The sequence below is a fragment of the Streptomyces sp. VNUA24 genome, assembly GCF_029167005.1.
GTDB lineage: Bacteria > Actinomycetota > Actinomycetes > Streptomycetales > Streptomycetaceae > Streptomyces > Streptomyces scabiei.
In genome coordinates, this window is the sequence record NZ_CP119143.1 from 9,812,364 (window position 1) to 9,831,034 (window position 18,671).

An 18,671-nucleotide genomic window follows, 5' to 3' on the forward strand; every position below is an offset into this window, starting at 1 on the left:
CGCACGAACTGTGATCCATGACTCGTGTGACAGGAGATTCAGCGGTTAGGAGCCGGGGGTGGCGGGAAGATTTCCGGCTGGCTCACACAAGATCGGTCTTGCGGTGAGGAACCCTCGCTACGTACGGTGTCACTACGAAAGGTTCTCCCGTGGAGGATGGGTCATGACGGAAATTCTTGTGCAGACGGCAGCGGAGGGCGTTGTTCCTTCGGTAGGTAGGGTGGTGGAGCACCCGGCCTGGCCCGTGCTCAAGGATGCCGTGGAGCGCATCCGGCCCTGGCAGTCCAAGGACGGTTCGATCGACTTCGACGCCGAGGGCGCCCCCGCTCCGGGCGACGCCGAGCAGGCGGTCGCCGAGGTCGTCGGGGCCGTCGAGACGCTGTCGCCGCTGCTGCCGCACGACGCCGCCTACCACGAGGCCCTCGTCAAGGACCTGCGCCGCTGGGCCGAGGACGGGTTCGGGGTCCCCGACTTCCTGGACTCGCTGCTGGCCTTCCAGCCCGCCGCCGACCGCGCGGACGGCCTCCAGCACCTCGTGGTGTTCCCGATGTACACGCAGAACGGCAACCCCGACCGCAATCTCGAAGCGGTCGTGCTGCGCATGGTGTGGCCCCAGTGGCTGGCCGAGCTGGAGCGCACCCGCTACGACAACCCTCTGTTCTGCGGCATCACCTTCGAAGACTTCACCGCCGGCTACGACACCAACTCGGCCGTGCTCTTCCCGGAGACCATCGCCGTGCGCGAGGCCCCGGCCCGCTTCTCCTGGGGCGGCATCTTCTGCGACCGCGAGGCCGCCCGCTTCCGCCGGGTCACCGACGCCGCCGTCGACATCCTCGGCCTCGAACTGCCCGAGGACGTCGCCGCGATGGTCCACGACCAGAAGCGCTGCGAGGAGGCCTTCGTGCTGTGGGACATGGTCCACGACCGCACCCACAGCCACGGCGACCTGCCCTTCGACCCCTTCATGATCAAGCAGCGCCAGCCGTTCTGGATGTACGGCCTGGAGGAGCTGCGCTGCGACCTCACCGCCTTCAAGGAGGCCGTGAAGTTGGAGGCCGACGGGGTCCCGCAGGCCCGTGACGTGCAGTACGCGGTCCTCTTCGACCGCATGTTCCGCTTCCCGGTGACCGGCGAGCGCGTCCGCAACTACGACGGGCTCGGCGGACAGCTTCTCTTCGCCTACCTGCACAAGCACGACGTGGTCCGCTGGACCGACAACAAGCTGCACATCGACTGGCAGCGCGCCCCGCAGGTCACCAACCAGCTCTGCGCCGACATCGAGCAGCTCTACCGGGACGGCATCGACCGCCCGAAGCTCGTCCACTGGTTCGCCGGGTACGAGCTGGTCTCCGAGTACCTCGCCCCGCACCCCGGCTCCCGCTGGGCCAAGGGCCCCGACGCCCTGGATCTGACGCAGCCGCCGCGGAAACTCGTCGACGACGTGCTTCCGGACGAGTTTCCGCTCAGCATGTTCTATGAGGCGCTCGCCAAGAAGCTGAAGTCCGTGATCGCCTCCACCAAGGGCATCACTGCGGCGAACGCCGAGCGGATCGCCGCGTGAGCGCCGGACCCGCGGGCGTCTCGGACGCCGCTCAGGAGGCGAGGACCATGCAGAACGGCAACGGTGCACTGAGTGGCGCGGTGATCGCGGTGGCCGGCGCGGGCGGACCCGCGGGCCGGGCGACCCTGCTGCGGCTGGCCGACGCGGGCGCGATCGTCGTCGGCTCCGACAACGACCCCGAGCGGCTCTCCGAGGCCGTCGACGCGGCCCGCTACGCGCACGGCGGCGCCACCGTCGTCGGCGACACGGTCGACCTGCTGGACCTCCAGTCCACCCGGGACTGGGCCACCCGTATCGAGAAGGACTTCGGGCGGGTGGACGGACTCGTCCACCTCGTCGGCGGCTGGCGGGGCAGCGAGACCTTCACCCGGACCAGCCTCGACGACTGGGACTTCCTGGAGATGCTGCTGATCCGCACGGTGCAGCACACCTCCCTCGCCTTCCACGAGGCCCTGCAGCGCAGCGAGCGCGGCCGGTACGTCCTGATCAGCGCGGCCGGCGCCAGCAATCCCACGGCGGGCAACGCCGCCTACGCCGCGGCCAAGGCCGCCGCCGAGGCGTGGACGCTGGCCACGGCCGACTTCTTCCGCAAGGCTGGAGGGCCGGACGGGCCGACCTCGGCGGCTGCGATCCTGGTGGTGAAGGCGCTGGTGCACGACGCGATGCGCGCCGACCGCCCCAACGCGAAGTTCGCGGGCTTCACCGACGTCACGGAGCTGGCCGAGGCCATCGCCGGCGTCTGGGACAAGTCCGCCGCCGAAGTGAACGGAAACCGTCTGTGGCTGACCGACAAGCCGTGAACCCTCCGAAGACCGACGCCCGGCGCCATCACGACCCGGAGATCCGCGGCTTCGCCAGCGACAACTACGCGGGGGTCCACCCCGAGGTGCTCGCCGCCCTGGCCCTGGCCAACGGCGGGCACCAGGTCGCGTACGGCGAGGACGACTACACCGAGAACCTGCAGCGGATCGTCCGCAGCCACTTCGGTGCCACCGCCGAGGCGTTCCCGGTCTTCAACGGCACCGGCGCCAACGTCGTCGCGCTCCAGGCGGTCACCGACCGCTGGGGCGCGGTGATCTGCGCCGAGAGCGCGCACATCAACGTCGACGAGTGCGGCGCGCCGGAACGGGTCGGGGGCCTGAAGCTCCTCACCGTGCCCACGCCCGACGGCAAGCTCACCCCCGAGCTGATCGACCGGCAGGCGTACGGCTGGGACGACGAGCACCGGGCGATGCCGCAGGTCGTCTCGATCACCCAGAGCACCGAACTCGGCACCCTGTACACGCCCGAGGAGATCCGCGCGATCTGCGAGCACGCCCACGCGCACGGCATGAAGGTGCACCTGGACGGCTCCCGGATAGCCAACGCCGCGGCCGCCCTGGACGTGCCGATGCGGACCTTCACCAACGCGGCTGGCGTCGACCTGCTCTCGCTGGGCGGCACCAAGAACGGCGCGATGTTCGGCGAGGCGGTCGTCGTGATCAACCAGGACGCCGTCCGCCACATGAAGCACCTGCGCAAGCTGTCCATGCAGCTCGCCTCCAAGATGCGTTTCGTGTCGGTGCAGTTGGAGGCCCTGCTGGCGAAGGACCTCTGGCTGCGCAACGCCCGTCACGCCAACGAGATGGCCCAGCGGCTCGCCGAGGGCGTCCGTGCCGTCCACGGGGTCGAGATCCTGTACCCGGTGCAGGTCAACGCCGTCTTCGCCCGCCTCCCGCACGACGTGAGCGAACGCCTGCAGAAGCGCTTCCGCTTCTACTTCTGGGACGAGGCCGCGGGTGACGTCCGCTGGATGTGCTCCTACGACACCACCGCGGAGGACGTGGACCGGTTCGTGGCGGCGCTCAAGGAGGAAATGGCCCGCTGAGACCCGCTGAGTCCCGCCGAGGGCCTTCGCAGACTGCATAGATATACGGTCACCCGAAAAGTCATTGACTCTCGGGTGATCGTTTTTCTATGCTCCACGGGCATGGAACCGATCCAACAGAACCCCGACCTGTCCGCCTATCTGGCCGCCGACGAGGCCGTCGACCACCACCATCCGGTCGTACGACGGACGGCCGCGCAGCTCGCCAAGGGCGTGGAGGACTCGTATGGCTATGCGAGAGCGGCGTTCGAGTTCGTCCGCGACACCGTCCCGCACTCCCAGGACGCCGGCGATCCGCGCGTCACCTGGCGCGCCTCCGACGTCCTCGAACAGCGCACCGGGATCTGCTACGCCAAAGTCCATGCCCTGGCCGCGCTGCTGCGCGCCGAGGACATCCCCACCGCCCTGTGCTACCAGCGGCTGGCGGACGACGACGGCGACGGGTACGTGATCCACGGCCTGGTCGCCGTGCGCTTCCACGGCGCCTGGCACCGCCAGGACCCCCGGGGCAACAAGCCGGGTGTGGACGCCCGGTTCTCGCTCGACGGGGAGCGCCTGGCGTTCGTCCCGGACGCCGGTGCGGGCGAGTCGGACCTGCCGACGCTGTACGCCGCACCGCATCCGGCCGTGCTCGGCGCCCTGCGGGCCGCCCCCGACCGGGCGCGGCTGTGGGCGACGCTCCCCGAGACGCTGTGACCGCGGGTCAGCGGGCCTCGGCCTCGCGGACCTGCTCCGGGGTCGGGGCCGTACCGCCGAGGTGGGCCGGCATCCACCAGGTGTCGTCCGGGCCCTTGGGGCGCACGGGGTAGGCGCGCTGGGCGGCCTCCAGCAACTCCTGCACGCGCTCGCGGAGTTGACGGGTGATGGCGCCCGCGTACTTGTCCTTGGACGCCTCTATCGCCTCACCGACCCGGATGGTGATCGGGATGTGGCTGCGCTTGAAGTTGCGCGGGTGTCCCTTGGTCCACAGCCGCTGGGTGCCCCACACGGCCATCGGGATCAGCGGGACACCCGCCTCCTGGGCCAGCCGGGCGGCGCCCGACTTGAAGCTCTTCAGCGTGAACGACTGCGAGATGGTGGCCTCGGGGAAGACGCCGATGATCTCACCGGAGCGCAGCGAGTCCAGGGCGTGCGCGTAGGCGGCCTCGCCCTGCTTGCGGTCCACCGGGATGTGCCGCATGTTCCGCATCAGCGGACCGGAGACCTTGTGCCGGAACACCGACTCCTTGGCCATGAAGCGCACCAGACGCTTCTGCGGCAGCGCCGCCAGGCCGTCGAAGATGAAGTCCAGGTAGCCGATGTGATTGCTCACCAGCACCGCGCCGCCCGAGCGCGGAATGTTCTCCGTCCCCTTGAGGTCGATCTTCAGGTCCCAGACCTTGAACAGGGTTTGGGCGAGACCGATCGCGGGGCGGTAGACAAGCTCTGCCATGGGCGGAGTGGACCCTTCTCTCTGCCTGGGACGGGGTCTCCCGGCGGGAAGTTACGCAGCCGTAGGTTTACGGCATCCCGCAGATCGTGCCCCAAGAACGCACGAGTAGCCAGTCTTGGCGCTCGCCCGAGGCGAGATTCTCGTCACGTCGGACACATGACCGACCACCGCAAGCACACCCGGCCCTCACCCCGCGCGCACCGTCACCCGTCGGACCAGCAGATACATCTCGCAGCCCAGGCAGTATCCGAACACCGCGTTGAGGAAGGCGGCCGCCAGCGCCGCGCCGGTCGCCCCCAGTCCCAGCCACGCGGGCCCCACCGTGAGACCGACCAGACCCACTGCGGCGAAGACCAGCCCCACCGCCTGCGCGAACCGCGGCGGCTGCGGCGCCTCGAACTCCGTCGGCGGCCCGAGCCGGGGCCGCAGCAGCGTGCGGAACACCCAGCCGTACGGCGAACGCCCCACCCCGCCCGCGGCGCCCAGCGCGAAGGCGAGCGTCTGCCACGCCAGCAGCCACGGGTTCTGGGTGATCAGCACGAGCGCCAGCACCACGGTCGTCACGGCCGCCCCGAAGCGCGGTCCCCTCACATCGATGTCCATGCGTCAAGCATTCCTCAGGCCAATCTCCGCGGGCAGCCGGGAATCTTTGCAGTCTCGTGAACGCTGAAGCACGCTGTGACCGGACTTGTGGTGTGTGGGCTGGTGCTCGCGCTGGCGAGCGCCTACGGAGTGCTGCATCGGCGGCGGAGCGGGAGGGTGAGAGTGCGCGGGCGGGACGGCGACAAGCGGCTCGACGCGGCGGAGTTGGGGGAGGGGCTCGGCGAACGGGCCACACTCGTCCAGTTCTCCAGCGCCTTCTGCGCCCCGTGCCGGGCGACCCGCAGGGTGCTCGCCGAGGTGGCCGCCATGGTTCCCGGCGTCGCCCACGTGGAGATCGACGCCGAGGAACACCTCGATCTCGTCCGGCGGTTGGACATCCTCAAGACGCCGACCGTCCTCGTCCTCGACGCGGACGGCCGGATCGTGCGCAGGGCCAGCGGCCAGCCGCGCAGGGCCGATGTGATCGCCGCGCTCGGTGAGGCCGTGTGAAGCCGCACACCGGGACGCACTTGACGACGGACCCCGCCTCTCGTCAGCCTGACGGAATGCCCCGAGAACTCCTTCTCTTCGCGCGTGTGCACGTGGACCTGGTCCGCACGGCCAGTTCCCGCTGTCCCAGGCCGTGAGCAGCCCCGCGCGATCCCGTCGACCCCGGCAGAAGGACAACTCCATGACGGCCACCTCCGGCCTCCGCTCGACCCGCCTCGCCTCCCCCGACCTCCTGCGCTCCGTCTTCCGCCGGCACGCCGCGGGCGTCGCCGTGATCACCGCTCGGGGAAGCGGCGGCCCCGTCGGCTTCACCGCCACCTCGCTCACCTCGGTCTCCGCCGAGCCCCCGCTGCTCTCGTTCGGCATCGGCACCGGAGCCTCCAGCTGGCCGGTGATCTCCGAGGCGTCCCACGTCGGCGTCCACATACTCGGGGAGCACCAGCGGGAGCTGGCCGCCACCTTCGCCCGCAGCGGCGCCGACCGCTTCGGCGCGCCCACCGGATGGCGTAGCGGCCCGGAGGGAGTTCCCGTCCTCGACGACGTGCTCGCCTGGCTGGTCTGCCGGGTGGTGGCGCGGGTCCCGGCGGGGGACCACCGGATCGTGCTCGCCGAGGTGGTCGAGGGGGACCCGTCGGGCGCCGGCCGGCCGCTGCTGTACCACCAGGGCCGCTTCGGCGGTCTGCGAGACTGAACCCCGCGCGATTACGCAGGGTTGCCTAACTCACAGTTCAAAGCGCTTGCTTAGCGGGCACGTCATGCGGGAGCGTAGGCGTCGTACTGGTGAGTAATATTCTGTTCGGAGCGCAGGTCGCCCCGATCGGGATCGGCCGCTTCAGGCGCCTATGCTGCCTTGCAGAAGGCAGCCCAGAAATGACGATGCAGTAGGAGAGCCGGCGTGAGCTTGAGGATCGTTGTCACTGTGAAGTACGTGCCCGACGCCACTGGCGACCGGCACTTCGCCGATGACCTGACCGTCGACCGTGACGACGTGGACGGTCTGCTCTCCGAGCTGGACGAGTACGCGGTGGAGCAGGCGCTCCAGATCGCCGACGAGGCCGACGAGGCCGAGATCACCGTGCTGACCGTGGGTCCGGAGGACGCCAAGGACGCGCTGCGCAAGGCGCTGTCGATGGGCGCGGACAAGGCGATCCACGTCGAGGACGACGACCTGCACGGCACCGACGCGCTGGGTACCTCGCTGGTGCTGGCGAAGGCGATCGAGAAGGCCGGTTTCGACCTGGTGATCTCCGGTATGGCCTCCACCGACGGCACGATGGGTGTGGTTCCGGCGCTGCTGGCCGAGCGGCTGGGTGTTCCGCAGGTCACCCTGCTCTCGGAGATCTCCGTCGGGGACGGGGTCGTCACGGGCCGCCGTGACGGCGACGCCGCTTCCGAGCAGCTTGAGGCGTCCCTGCCGGCGGTGGTGTCCGTGACCGACCAGTCGGGCGAGGCGCGTTACCCCTCCTTCAAGGGCATCATGGCGGCGAAGAAGAAGCCGGTGCAGTCCTGGGACCTGTCCGACCTCGACATCGAGGCCGAGGACGTCGGTCTGGAGGGCGCCTGGACGGCCGTGGACTCCGCGACCGCCCGCCCGGCGCGCACCGCCGGCACGATCGTCAAGGACGAGGGCGAGGGCGGCAAGCAGCTCGCCGAGTTCCTCGCGGGCCAGAAGTTCATCTGAGGCCCCCGCGGCCCGTCGCGACCGTCGCCGGTCACGGCCGGGGCCGCCCCTCCCCTTCCCTCACGCCTTCGCAATCCGCAGGAGAGCAATCCCATGGCTGAAGTCCTCGTCTACGTCGACCACGCGGGCGGTGCCGTCCGCAAGCCCACCCTGGAGCTGCTGACGCTGGCCCGCCGCATCGGCGAGCCCGTCGCCGTCGCGCTCGGCGCGGGTGCCGCCGACACCGCCGCCGCCCTCGCCGAGCACGGCGCGACCCGGGTTCTCACCCACGACGCCGCCGAGTACGCCGACTACCTCGTCGTCCCCAAGGTCGACGCGCTGCAGGCCGCCGTCGCCGCCGTCTCCCCGGCCGCCGTGCTCGTGCCCTCCTCCGCCGAGGGCAAGGAGATCGCCGCGCGTCTGGCGCTGCGGATCGGCTCCGGCATCATCACCGACGCCGTCGACCTCGAAGCGTCCGGCGAGGGCCCGGTGGCCACCCAGTCGGTGTTCGCCGCCTCCTTCACCACCAAGACCCGTGTCGCCAAGGGCACGCCGGTCATCACCGTCAAGCCGAACTCCGCCGCGGTCGAGGCCGCCCCGGCCGCCGGTGCGGTCGAGGCCCTGGAGGTGACGTTCGGTGCGCTGGCGACCGGGACCAAGGTCACCGGCCGTACCCCGCGCGAGTCGACCGGGCGTCCGGAGCTGACCGAGGCCGCGATCGTGGTCTCCGGCGGCCGCGGCGTCAACGGCAGCGAGAACTTCGCCCTCATCGAGGCCCTCGCCGACTCCCTCGGCGCGGCCGTGGGCGCCTCCCGCGCCGCCGTCGACGCCGGCTGGTACCCCCACACCAACCAGGTCGGCCAGACCGGCAAGTCCGTCTCCCCGCAGCTGTACATCGCCAACGGCATCTCCGGCGCCATCCAGCACCGCGCCGGTATGCAGACCTCCAAGACCATCGTCGCCGTCAACAAGGACGCCGAAGCCCCCATCTTCGACCTCGTCGACTACGGCGTCGTCGGCGACCTCTTCGACGTCGTCCCCCAGCTCACCGACGAGATCAACACCCGCAAGGGCTGATGTCCCGTCGGCCGAGGCCCCCGCGACCGCAGAGGCGGTCACGGGGGCCTCGGCTCATCCCAGGGTCAGGGAGACCTGCACCGGCAGGTGGTCGCTCGGGTACAGCCCGTCGACGGAGAAGGTGTTCATCGCGGCCCAGTGCGTGGTCACCCCGGGCGAGGTCAGGATCCAGTCGATGCGGCGGCCGTCGGGCTTGAGCGCCCGGTAGCCGTGGTAGGTCCCGTACGCCGGGCTGCGCGAGGCCGCCGCATCCCAGGCGTCCACGAGTCCGTTGCCCAGCATCAGGTCGTACACCCGGTTGTCGTGGGCGGCCGCGTTGAAGTCGCCGGTGACCACGACCGGGGCCGAGCGGTCCCATCCGGCGATCGTCTCGCCGACCAGCTTCGCGGAACGCTCCCGGGCGTACTGGCTGACACTGTCCAGATGCGTGTTGAGGACGTAGAACTCCCGCCCCCCGTCCGCGAGATCGGCGAACTTCACCCAGGTCACCATGCGCAGCCAGTCCGCGCCCCAGGTGTTGGAGGCGATCGTGTACGGGGTGTCGGACAGCCAGTAGTGGTCGAACTCGATCGGGTCGAGCCTGCGGGTGTCGTAGAAGATCGCCATGAACTCGTCCTTGCTGCCACCCCCTCGGCCGGTGCCGATCCAGTCGTAGTGGCCGCCGAGATCCTTCTCGATCATGCGCAGCTGCTGGTAGAGCCCTTCCTGCGTGCCGATGACGTGCGGTCGCTCGCGGCGCAGCAGCTCCCGCATCACCGGGCGGCGCACGCTCCAGCGCGGCGTCTTGTCGACGACGGTCGCGAAGCGCACGTTGAACGTCATGACGTTCAGGGCACCCGCGTACTCGCCGGCGGCCGCCGGCAGTGACGAGCCCGCTGTGGTCAGCAGCGGCACGGCGATGGCGGCGGCCGCCGCGGACCTGAGTCCTTGGCGGCGCGTCACTCCGACCTCTTTCGGCAACGCGATCTCCTCCCCTGGGGGTCAGGATGAACCTTGCCTGATGAATACGGAAGAAGCGGCCGAGTCTGCAGTGACCAGGGGGAAGTCATGGGGAATCACACGTCGAGAGGCTGTTGACCGGGGCGAAGATCGACCGTTAGCTTCGTTATACGGATTTCTGATTCCGCAGTGCGGAAAGTGGAGGGTGTGGAATGGGGCAGGGCCGGCAGGAGAACGTGGCGACGAGTCTCGCGGGCGCCGTCAGCGAGGAGATCAGCGCCTCCCTCGCCTCCGTCGACGCGGAGCTGGAGCGCCGCTACCCGGGCGACCCGGGCACCCGCCAGCCCGTGCACACCGTCTACGTAGCCGGTGACGTCTTCGCCGCCGACACCCTCCGCGACTGGGGCGGCCGGGCCCTCGCCGCCCTCGACGAGCACGCCCCCGACGCCGCCTCCTTCGCCGCCGTCCTCGGACTCGGCGACGACCTCGCGCGGCCCGTGTACGACCGCGTCCGCGCCAAACTGGAGCGCGAGCCGGTGGAGGACCTGCGCGTCGACTTCGAGGACGGCTACGGTCCGCGCCCGGACGCCGAGGAGGACGAGGCCGCCGCCCGCGCCGCCCGGTTGATCGCCGAGGCGTACGCCAACGGCACCGCCGCCCCGTACATGGGCATCCGCATGAAGTGCATGGAGGCGCCGGTCCGCGACCGGGGCATCCGCACCCTCGACATCTTCCTCACCGGTCTGCTCGCGGCCGGGGGCCTGCCCGACGGCCTGGTCCTCACCCTGCCCAAGGTGACGTACACCGAACAGGTCACCGCCATGGTCCGCCTGCTCGAAGCCTTCGAGAAGGCGCGCGGCCTGGAGCCCGGCCGGATCGGCTTCGAGATCCAGATCGAGACCAGCCAGGCCGTCCTCGCCGCCGACGGCACCGCCACCGTCGCCCGGATGATCGACGCCGCCGAGGGCCGGGCCACCGGTCTGCACTACGGCACCTTCGACTACAGCGCCTGCCTCGGCGTCTCCGCCGCCCACCAGGCCAGCGACCACCCCGCGGCCGACCACGCCAAGGCGGTCATGCAGGTCGCGGCCGCGGGCACCGGCGTACGCGTCTGCGACGGCTCCACCAACGTCCTGCCGGTCGGCCCCACCGAGCAGGTCCACGACGCCTGGCGCCTGCACTACGGACTCACCCGCCGCGCCCTGGCCCGCGCCTACTACCAGGGCTGGGACATGCACCCCGGCCACCTCCCCACCCGCTACGCGGCCGTCTTCGCCTTCTACCGCGAGGGCTACGAACAGGCCGCCGCCCGCCTCGCCCGGTACGCCCACCGGGCCGGAGGCGACGTGATGGACGAGCCCGCGACCGCCAAGGCCCTCAGCGGCTACCTGCTGCGGGGGCTGGACTGCGGCGCTCTCGACCTCGACGAGGTGTCCGCGGCGACCGGTCTGGCCCGCGCCGACCTGGAGGGCTTCGCGGCGCCCCGACGGGCCGATCTGACGATCTCGTCCGGCCGGTAGGGGCGGGCCGGCACGTCCCGGGTGAGGGCCGGCGGGCGGCCAAGTAGCGGTCCTGTGACAGCTGTTGGCGCCGGTCCGAAGAGCCCCCGCGCACCGCATAGGCTGTACGCCGTTCATCGGTGTGTCACAGGAGCGAGGCGCGGGTGTCTTCGGGGGCGAACGAACAGACGGACGGTGTCGGGCGGATGCTCGCCGGGCGGTACCGGGTCGTGGGGCAACTCGGGCGCGGCGGCATGGGCGTCGTCTGGCGGGCCGTGGACGAGGTCCTCCACCGCGAGGTCGCCGTCAAGGAACTGCGCACCTTCACGGACGCGGGCGCGCCCGAACTGGCCGACCTCGGGCTGCGGATGCAGCGCGAGGCACGGGCCGCGGCCCGTGTCCGGCACCCCGGGGTCGTCGCCGTGCACGACGTGGCCGAGGTCGACGGACGCCCGCTGATCGTCATGGAGCTGGTCGACGGGCCGTCCCTGGACGACGTCCTGCGCGACCGGGGCCTGCTCGACCCCCGCGAGGCGGCCTCCGTCGGCGCCAAGGTCATGGACGCCCTCGCCGCCGCCCACCGGGTCGGCGTACTGCACCGTGACGTCAAGCCCGGCAACATCCTCCTGGACCGCTCGGGCCGCGTCGTCCTCACCGACTTCGGCATCGCCACCATGGAGGACCCGGGCGACGGCTCCGCCACCCACCTCACCCGCAGCGGCGAACTCGTCGGCTCCCTCGACTACCTGGCCCCCGAGCGCGCCCAGGGCAACGACCCCGGCCCCGCCTCCGACGTCTGGGCCCTCGGGGCCACCCTGTACGCGGCCGTCGAGGGCGCCTCCCCGTTCCGGCGTACGTCGACCTGGTCGACGCTCACCGCGATCGTCAGCGACGACCTGCCCGAACCCCGGCGGTCCGGACCGCTCGGAGCCGTCCTGCGGCAGCTGATGGACAAGCGTCCGGAGCGGCGCCCGGACGCCGATGAGGCGCGCGCCCTGCTGGAGGCCGTGGCGGCCGGGGAGACCCCCGCCTCCCCGGGCGCCGCGGGAGCGGGCGGCGACCCGGCCGCTCTGCCGAGGCCGCAGACCCAGCGGAGCATGCCGTCGGTGCCCCCGGGCTTCGGACCGCCGACGGCCGGCGCGGGTGCCGGGGCCGGCGCGACGGGCCCCACCCCCGGTTTCGGTCCCCCGCAGCCGGTCGTCCCGGGCCCCGCCACCGGATCACCGGCGGGGGCCGCCGCGCCCGGTGCGGCCGTCGTGCCTGGCGCGGCCGCCGCGCAGACTCCGGCACCGTCCTCGGGACCTGTCACCACCGTCTCCCCGGCCGGCGGCCGGAGCGCCCGCAAGGGCAAGGGACGCGCCCTCCTCGCCGCCGTGGCCGTCGCCGTCGTCCTCGCCGCCTCCGGCGTCACCGTCGTCCTGCTCAACGGGGAGGACGAGAAGAAGGACGCCCGTACCTCCGCCGACGCGACGGGCGGCGACACCCCCTCTCCGGGCCGCAGCCGGGGCACGGTCGACCTCTCCGACGACGAGACTGCCAAGGACAAGGGCAAGGACGACCAAGACGTCGACGCGACCCCGAGCCCCGGCGGCAAGGACGAGCAGGTGGACGACGAAAAGCCCAAGGCGTCCCCCTCCCCGTCGAAGAACGGCAGCGGCGGCACCACCGGCGGCTCCGGCGGTACGGAGACCTCGGGCGGCTCCACCGGCGGAGGCACGACCGGGGCGAGCACCGGAGGGGCGACCGAGGAGGAGCCGGTCTGCCACGCGATCGGCGGCGGCAAGTACAACTGCACGGTCTGGACGACCGCCAAGTCCTACGACGCCGCCGGCACCGAGGTCGGCATCCTCAAGCAGGGCACCAACTACTTCTACTGCCAGCAGAACCTGGGCCGCCGCGAGACCTCCGGCAGGTGGACGAACGTGTGGTGGGCCAAGACCGACGACGACAGCGGCAACCGGAACGTCTTCGTCAGCGTCGTCTACGTCCAGGGCGGCGACAACGACGCCCCGGTGCCGGGCCTCCCGCACTGCTGAGAGCCGGGTCCGGGAGCGCCGTCCCTACGCTCCCGGGCGCGGTGCCACGTACTGCTCCAGGCCCGACACCGTCGTCCACCGCCGCTCGGCGAACAGCTCCCTGCCCCGTACGCACCGGGCCCGGTCGCCCTGGGCGCGGGCGCAGAACTCGTCCGGGGTGGTGCCGAACAGTTCGCGCAACTCCGCGGACGCCGCGAGGAGCTCGCCGATGAGCGGTCGCTGCCGGCCCGGATGGCGACGCGGTCCGGGGCCGCCGTCGCGCAGGACGCCCCACCGGTTCACGTAGATCCAGGCGTGATCGAGGACCTCCCCCGACTCCAGCTCGACGCGGACGTCGGCGGCGGGCAGGAGGGCCCGCTGGAAGTTCCCGGTCGGCGAGTCGGCCCCCTCGCTCGCGTCGACCACCGCGAGCTGCGCCTCGTCGAGCCAGGTGAGGAACAGTTCGGTCGTCGTGCCGGGGGAGCGGAACGGCGACGCGGACACGTAGCCGAGCAGGCTGACGTGCGCGGAGACACCGATTCCGATGCCGGTGACGCGGGTCCTGACCATGGGGATCCGGCACGGCACACCGTGCTCCGCCATCTTGTGGACGAGCTGCGCGGGGGAGGCGTTGGAACCGACCGAGAGGACGGGCGCGCGGTCCTCGAAGCGGAGCGTGTCCAGGGGCAGCATCCGGTTGCCGTCGAGCATTCCGGACTCGGCGGGCCACACACCCGGGTAGCTCAGCGGGTCCTCGCGCGGCGCCACGGCGAGGCCGAGCGCTTCCAGCGTGCGGGGGTCGGAGGCCATCGGGGATCAGTCCGCGGGCGGGAGTTCGCCCGAACCGCGGGCGATCAGCCTGGTCGGCAGTTCGATGCGCTCCGGGGCGACGAGAGAGCCGTCCAGCTGCCGGAACAGCCGCTCGGCGGCGGTACGGCCCAGCCGGGCGGGGTCCTGGGCGACGACCGTGATGCCCGGCCGGAGCAGATCGGCCAGCTCGAAGTCGTCGAAGCCGACGAGGGCGACCGGGCGCGGGTGCTCGGCGAGGACTCGTACGACCGTCACCGTCACCCGGTTGTTGCCCGCGAAGACGGCCGTGACGGGGGACGGGCCGGACAGCATCCCCTCGGCAGCCCTGCGGACCCGCTCGGGATCGGTGACGCCCAGCGACATCCACCCGTCCTCGACCGGTATGCCCGCGTCCTCCATGGCCGCCCGATACCCGCGCAGCCGTTCGGCGGCGGTGTGGATCCGGGGCATGTCGCCGATGAAACCGATACGGCGGTGTCCGTGGGCGAGGAGGTGGGCGACGCCGTCGCGGGCCCCGCCGAAGCTGTCCGACAGCACGACGTCGGCGTCGATGCGCCCCGCCGGACGGTCCACGAACACCGTGGCGACACCGGCCCTGATCTCGGGCTCCAGGTAGCGGTGGTCGTCACCGGCCGGGATGATCACGAGCCCGTCCACGCGGCGGGCGCACAGCGCCAGCGCCAGCTCCTGCTCACGGTCCGGGTCCTCGGCGCTGGACCCGTTGATCAGCAGCGAGCCATGAGCGCGGGACACCTCCTCCACCGCCCGGCTGAGGGGGCCGTAGAAGGGGTCGGCGAGATCCTCCAGGACCAGGCCGATGCTGGCCGTACGGCCCTTGCGCAGCACCCGGGCGCTGTCGTTGCGCCGGAAGCCCAGTGCCTCGATCGCCTCCTGGACGCGGCGCTCGGTGTCGGGGGTGACGCCCGGCTCGCCGTTCACCACCCGGGAGACCGTCTTCAGGCCCACTCCGGCCCGGGCCGCGACGTCCTTCATCGTGGGACGGTTGCCGTAGCGGCTCTCGGGGCGGCGGGCGAAGCCGTTGGCGGTCTCGGGCACAGTGCGCGGTCCTGTCCTGTCGTCCACGGGTGTGATCGGGTGCGATCGGATGTGATCGGTGGTGCGCTGTCGCTGTGGTGCGGCTGTTGAGGATGTGCCGTCGAGCATAGAGCCTGGACACCATAGAGCCTGGACAACGTTGTCACGCCCGGGAGAGACTGTCTGTCGCATTCTCCGGCCGGCGCCCCCCACCAGGCGAGCGTCGTGCCGCCGGATTTCCGGCCGGAGATCCGGGCGCCGCTCTGCCGGGCGCCCGGCGGGAGACTCGCAGCGGGAGAACTGACACTGATGCAGACCGACCTCGTGGCCGCGCTCGACATCGGCGGCACCAAGATCGCCGGGGCGCTGGTGGACGGCCACGGCCGGATAGTGGTCCGCGCCCAGCGCCCGACGCCCGCACGGGAGGACGGCGACACCGTCATGCGGGCCGTCGAGGACGTGCTCGGCGAGCTGAGGGCCGCGCCGCAGTGGGGCGGCGTGACGGCCCTCGGGATCGGCAGCGCGGGGCCGGTGGACGCCTCGGCCGGCACGGTGAGCCCCGTGAACATCCACGGCTGGCGCGGCTTCCCCCTCGTCGACCGGGTCCGGGCGGCGACCGGCGGACTGCCCGTGGAGCTGATCGGCGACGGTGTCGCCATCACGGCGGCCGAGCACTGGCAGGGCGCGGCACGCGGCCACGACAACGCGCTGTGCATGGTCGTCTCGACCGGCGTCGGCGGCGGCCTGGTCCTCGGCGGACGACTGCACGCCGGTCCCACCGGCAACGCCGGTCACATCGGGCACATCAGCGTCGACCTCGACGGCGAGGCATGCCCGTGCGGCTCCCACGGCTGCGTCGAGCGCATCGCGAGCGGGCCCAACATCGCCCGCCGCGCCCTGGAGCGCGGCTGGCGGCCCGGCCCCGACGGGGACACCTCGGCCGCCGCGGTGGCCGCCGCCGCGCGGGCGGGCGACCCGGTCGCGGTGGCGTCCTTCGAGCGCGCCGCACGGGCCCTCGCCGCGGGAATCGCCGCGACCGCCACGCTCGTCGAGATCGACATCGCGGTCGTCGGCGGCGGTGTCGCGAACGCCGGCGACGTCCTCCTCGCCCCTCTCCGCGCCGCCCTGAAGGACTACGCCACCCTCTCCTTCGTCCAGCACCTCACCGTCGCCCCCGCCGTGATGGGCACGGACGCGGGCCTGGTCGGAGCAGCCGCGGCGGCGCTGACGGGGCGCCCGGGCGCGGGAGCGGGCCGGCTGGGATAGCGGCCGTCGCCGGACGGGGGTGTCGGGCTCGTGGCCGCTGCCCGGACGGGGCCGCTGGGCTCGTGGCCGTGGTCCTGATGGGTGGCGGGGATGGGGACTGTCGTCCTGACTTGCCCGCCGGAGTGGCGGTCGTGGTCCGGATGAGGCTGTCGGGACGGGGGTTGTCATACCGACGGGCCCGCGGATGAGGGCTGTGGTCCGGACGGGGTCACTGGGGTGCTGGCCGCGGTCCGGACAGGCCCCCGGCACACACACCGTCGTCCCGACAGGGCTGCCGGGGTGAGGGCTGTGGTCCGTAAGGGGCTGCCGGCGTGGTGGCCGTGGTCCGGATGGGACTGCTGGGATGGGGGTTGTTGTTCGGAGGGGGCGACGGGGTGGTGGCTGTGGTTCGGATGGGGCTGCCGGGATGGGGGTTGTTGTCCGGACGGGACTGCTGGGAGGGGGTTGTTGTCCGGAGGGGGCGACGGGGTGGTGGTCGTGGTCCGGACGGAGCTGCCGGGATGAGGGCTGTTGTCCGGAGGGGGCGACGGGGTGGTGGCTGTGGTCCGGAGGGAGCTGCAGGGACGGGGGGCTGCTGTCCGGACTGGGCTGCCGGGGTGGAGGCTGGGGTCCGGACAGGTACGCCGGGATACGGGCCGTCGGCCGGACAGAGTCTCGCCGGGGCCGGGGCGGGCGACTCCCCGACAGGGCCAGCGGTGTTCGTCCGGACGGGTCGACGGGACTGGCGCCGGCGTCCGGGCGGCGCCGGGTGGCGAAAGTCGACCGTGACCCCGCGGGGCGTTCCGCAGTTGGGCAGGGCATGAAGAAGCGCAGCATGCTCGCCATCGCCTCCCTCGCCACCGGTTTCGTCGTCGCGGCCGTCACGCCGTCGCACGGTCTCGAAGCCGCCGACGCCCTCGGGAAGACGGACGGTCTGAGCAAACTGGACGTCGAGAGCACCCTCGGCAAGGTCGGCAAGACGGTCTCCAGCGAGAGCCTGGCGGTCGACAAGGGTGCCCTGGGGGGCCTGGCGGACCAGGGAGGCAAGGCCGGCAAGCAGGGCTGACGCCCGTACGGAGAGCGGGGGAAACGGCCGTGCATGTGGCCGGTTCCCCGCCTCCCCCCTCGCATCGCGGCCGGCGGGCCCCACTCGGTGGGGCCCGCCGTCGTCGTCCGTGGCTCCGTCTCGGCGGCTCCGCGGCTCCGCAACTTTCGGCTCCTCGACAGCGGCTGGTTTCCGTAGCGGGGTGGAGGGCAAGCCTCAGGGGGTCAACAGAAGAGGGGGAACCGTGATCGTCTGGATCAACGGTGCGTTCGGTGCGGGGAAGACCACCACCGCACGGGAACTGATCGAACTGATCCCGAACAGCACGCTCTTCGACCCCGAGGTCATCGGCGGCGCACTGACGCACATGCTGCCGGCCAAACGCCTCGCCGAGGTCGGCGACTTCCAGGATCTGCCCAGCTGGCGACGGCTCGTGGTCGACACCGCCGCCGCCCTCCTCGCCGAGCTGGGCGGCACCCTCGTGGTCCCCATGACGCTGCTCCGCCAGGAGTACCGCGACGAGATCTTCGGCGGCCTCGCGTCCCGCCGCATCGTCGTACGGCATCTGCTCCTGGCCCCGGCCGAAACGATCCTGCGCGAGCGAATAGCCGGGCGGGAGATACCGCCCGACCTCCCCGACGGCGAGATGCGGCTGCGTCAATGGGCGTACGACCACATCGCGCCCTACCGCGCGGCCCTCGGCGGCTGGCTCACCGCGGACGCCCATCTCGTCGACACCGGCGCCCTCACCCCGTACGAGACCGCGCGGCGCATCGCCGACGCCGTGGCCGGCGACCACGTACCCGCGTGCGACATCGTGCAGACCCCCGAGCCGACCGCCGAGACGGTCGCCGCGGGGGTCCTGCTGTTCGACGAGGACGACCGGGTCCTGCTGGTCGACCCGACCTACAAGGCCGGCTGGGAGTTTCCCGGCGGTGTCGTGGAGTCCGGGGAGGCCCCGGCGCGCGCCGGAGTGCGTGAGGTCCTGGAGGAGACCGGGATACGGCTGGACGAGGTGCCCCGGCTGCTGGTGGTGGACTGGGAGGCGCCCCGCCCGCCCGGATACGGCGGCCTGCGGCTGCTGTTCGACGGGGGCCGCCTCGACGTCAGCGGGGCGCAGCGGCCGGTCCTGCCCGGCCCCGAGCTGCGCGGCTGGCGGTTCGTGACCGAGGACGAGGCCGCGGAACTGCTGCCGCCGGTGCGCTACGAGCGGCTGCGGTGGGCCCTGCGGGCGCGGGAGCGGGGCGCCGCGCTGTACCTGGAGGCCGGTGTGCCGGTGTGACGGCCCGCCGCCGCCCGCCCGGAGCGCGGCCGCGGACGTCCGCGCGACGCCCCGGCGCGGCGCGGATCACGCGGCAATCACCGCGCTCCTGACGGGCGCGGCCCCCCGGCCC

At 72.2% G+C, this 18,671-nt stretch carries 18 protein-coding genes; 13 read left to right on the plus strand and 5 right to left on the minus strand.

From position 1 onward, the window contains the following. Positions 1-163 precede the first annotated feature (163 nt). The 4 genes from PYR72_RS42235 to PYR72_RS42250 all read left to right on the plus strand — a co-directional run bounded on the left by PYR72_RS42235 (position 164) and on the right by PYR72_RS42250 (position 4,124). On the plus strand, positions 164-1,561 hold the full coding sequence (locus tag PYR72_RS42235) for a DUF6421 family protein (RefSeq protein WP_275460195.1): 1,398 nt from the start codon (positions 164-166) through the stop codon (positions 1,559-1,561). Between the two features lie 47 nt (positions 1,562-1,608). Next, the gene (locus tag PYR72_RS42240) at positions 1,609-2,361 is read left to right on the plus strand and encodes an SDR family NAD(P)-dependent oxidoreductase (RefSeq protein ID WP_275460666.1); all 753 of its coding nucleotides are present in this window, start codon (positions 1,609-1,611) and stop codon (positions 2,359-2,361) included. After that, positions 2,358-3,428, plus strand: a complete 1,071-nt coding sequence (locus PYR72_RS42245; protein ID WP_275460196.1) for a low specificity L-threonine aldolase — start codon at positions 2,358-2,360, stop codon at positions 3,426-3,428. The genes PYR72_RS42240 and PYR72_RS42245 overlap by 4 nt, the downstream gene beginning before the upstream one ends. Before the next feature lie 102 nt (positions 3,429-3,530). Further along, on the plus strand, positions 3,531-4,124 hold the full coding sequence (locus PYR72_RS42250; RefSeq protein WP_275460197.1) for a transglutaminase family protein: 594 nt from the start codon (positions 3,531-3,533) through the stop codon (positions 4,122-4,124). Between the two features lie 7 nt (positions 4,125-4,131). Here PYR72_RS42250 and PYR72_RS42255 read toward each other — a convergent pair whose 3' ends face one another. Both PYR72_RS42255 and PYR72_RS42260 read right to left on the minus strand, forming a co-directional pair. After that, the gene (locus PYR72_RS42255) at positions 4,132-4,860 is read right to left on the minus strand and encodes a lysophospholipid acyltransferase family protein (RefSeq protein ID WP_045561734.1); all 729 of its coding nucleotides are present in this window, start codon (positions 4,858-4,860) and stop codon (positions 4,132-4,134) included. A 186-nt stretch (positions 4,861-5,046) separates the two neighbouring features. Next, entirely contained in the window at positions 5,047-5,463 is a 417-nt protein-coding gene (locus tag PYR72_RS42260) for a DUF4395 domain-containing protein (protein ID WP_275460198.1), read from the minus strand. A 75-nt stretch (positions 5,464-5,538) separates the two neighbouring features. On the opposite strand from PYR72_RS42260, the gene PYR72_RS42265 reads away from it, so the two are divergent. From PYR72_RS42265 to PYR72_RS42280, 4 genes are all read left to right on the plus strand, one after another. Next, positions 5,539-5,952 (plus strand): thioredoxin family protein, encoded by a 414-nt coding sequence (locus tag PYR72_RS42265; RefSeq protein WP_041670137.1) that lies wholly within the window; start codon positions 5,539-5,541, stop codon positions 5,950-5,952. A 181-nt stretch (positions 5,953-6,133) separates the two neighbouring features. Continuing rightward, positions 6,134-6,643, plus strand: a complete 510-nt coding sequence (locus PYR72_RS42270; RefSeq protein WP_275460199.1) for a flavin reductase family protein — start codon at positions 6,134-6,136, stop codon at positions 6,641-6,643. Between the two features lie 204 nt (positions 6,644-6,847). Then, a complete protein-coding gene (locus tag PYR72_RS42275; protein ID WP_275460200.1) occupies positions 6,848-7,633 on the plus strand; it encodes an electron transfer flavoprotein subunit beta/FixA family protein in 786 nt (261 codons plus the stop codon). A 93-nt stretch (positions 7,634-7,726) separates the two neighbouring features. Further along, a complete protein-coding gene (locus PYR72_RS42280; protein WP_275460201.1) occupies positions 7,727-8,689 on the plus strand; it encodes an electron transfer flavoprotein subunit alpha/FixB family protein in 963 nt (320 codons plus the stop codon). A gap of 54 nt (positions 8,690-8,743) precedes the next feature. On the opposite strand, the gene PYR72_RS42285 is transcribed toward PYR72_RS42280, so the two are convergent. Next, positions 8,744-9,649, minus strand: coding sequence for an endonuclease/exonuclease/phosphatase family protein (locus PYR72_RS42285; RefSeq protein WP_275460202.1), 906 nt, complete (start codon positions 9,647-9,649; stop codon positions 8,744-8,746). 191 nt (positions 9,650-9,840) lie between these two features. Here PYR72_RS42285 and PYR72_RS42290 point away from each other — a divergent pair, with 191 nt between their 5' ends. After that, positions 9,841-11,148, plus strand: a complete 1,308-nt coding sequence (locus tag PYR72_RS42290) for an aldolase/citrate lyase family protein (protein ID WP_275460203.1) — start codon at positions 9,841-9,843, stop codon at positions 11,146-11,148. A gap of 143 nt (positions 11,149-11,291) precedes the next feature. Next, positions 11,292-13,163, plus strand: a complete 1,872-nt coding sequence (locus tag PYR72_RS42295; RefSeq protein WP_275460204.1) for a serine/threonine-protein kinase — start codon at positions 11,292-11,294, stop codon at positions 13,161-13,163. Positions 13,164-13,187: 24 nt separating this feature from the next. On the opposite strand, the gene PYR72_RS42300 is transcribed toward PYR72_RS42295, so the two are convergent. After that, positions 13,188-13,952: a hypothetical protein gene (locus PYR72_RS42300; RefSeq protein ID WP_275460205.1), complete on the minus strand. Its 765-nt coding sequence runs from the start codon at positions 13,950-13,952 to the stop codon at positions 13,188-13,190. 6 nt (positions 13,953-13,958) lie between these two features. Then, complete coding sequence (locus tag PYR72_RS42305; protein WP_275460206.1) at positions 13,959-15,008, minus strand: LacI family DNA-binding transcriptional regulator; 1,050 nt, start codon at positions 15,006-15,008, stop codon at positions 13,959-13,961. 288 nt (positions 15,009-15,296) lie between these two features. On the opposite strand from PYR72_RS42305, the gene PYR72_RS42310 reads away from it, so the two are divergent. From PYR72_RS42310 to PYR72_RS42320, 3 genes are all read left to right on the plus strand, one after another. Beyond that, positions 15,297-16,253, plus strand: a complete 957-nt coding sequence (locus PYR72_RS42310) for an ROK family protein (protein WP_275460207.1) — start codon at positions 15,297-15,299, stop codon at positions 16,251-16,253. A gap of 799 nt (positions 16,254-17,052) precedes the next feature. Then, positions 17,053-17,298 (plus strand): hypothetical protein, encoded by a 246-nt coding sequence (locus tag PYR72_RS42315; protein ID WP_275460208.1) that lies wholly within the window; start codon positions 17,053-17,055, stop codon positions 17,296-17,298. Positions 17,299-17,521: 223 nt separating this feature from the next. Continuing rightward, positions 17,522-18,559: an NUDIX hydrolase gene (locus PYR72_RS42320; protein ID WP_275460209.1), complete on the plus strand. Its 1,038-nt coding sequence runs from the start codon at positions 17,522-17,524 to the stop codon at positions 18,557-18,559. The last annotated feature ends 112 nt before the right edge of the window (positions 18,560-18,671 follow it).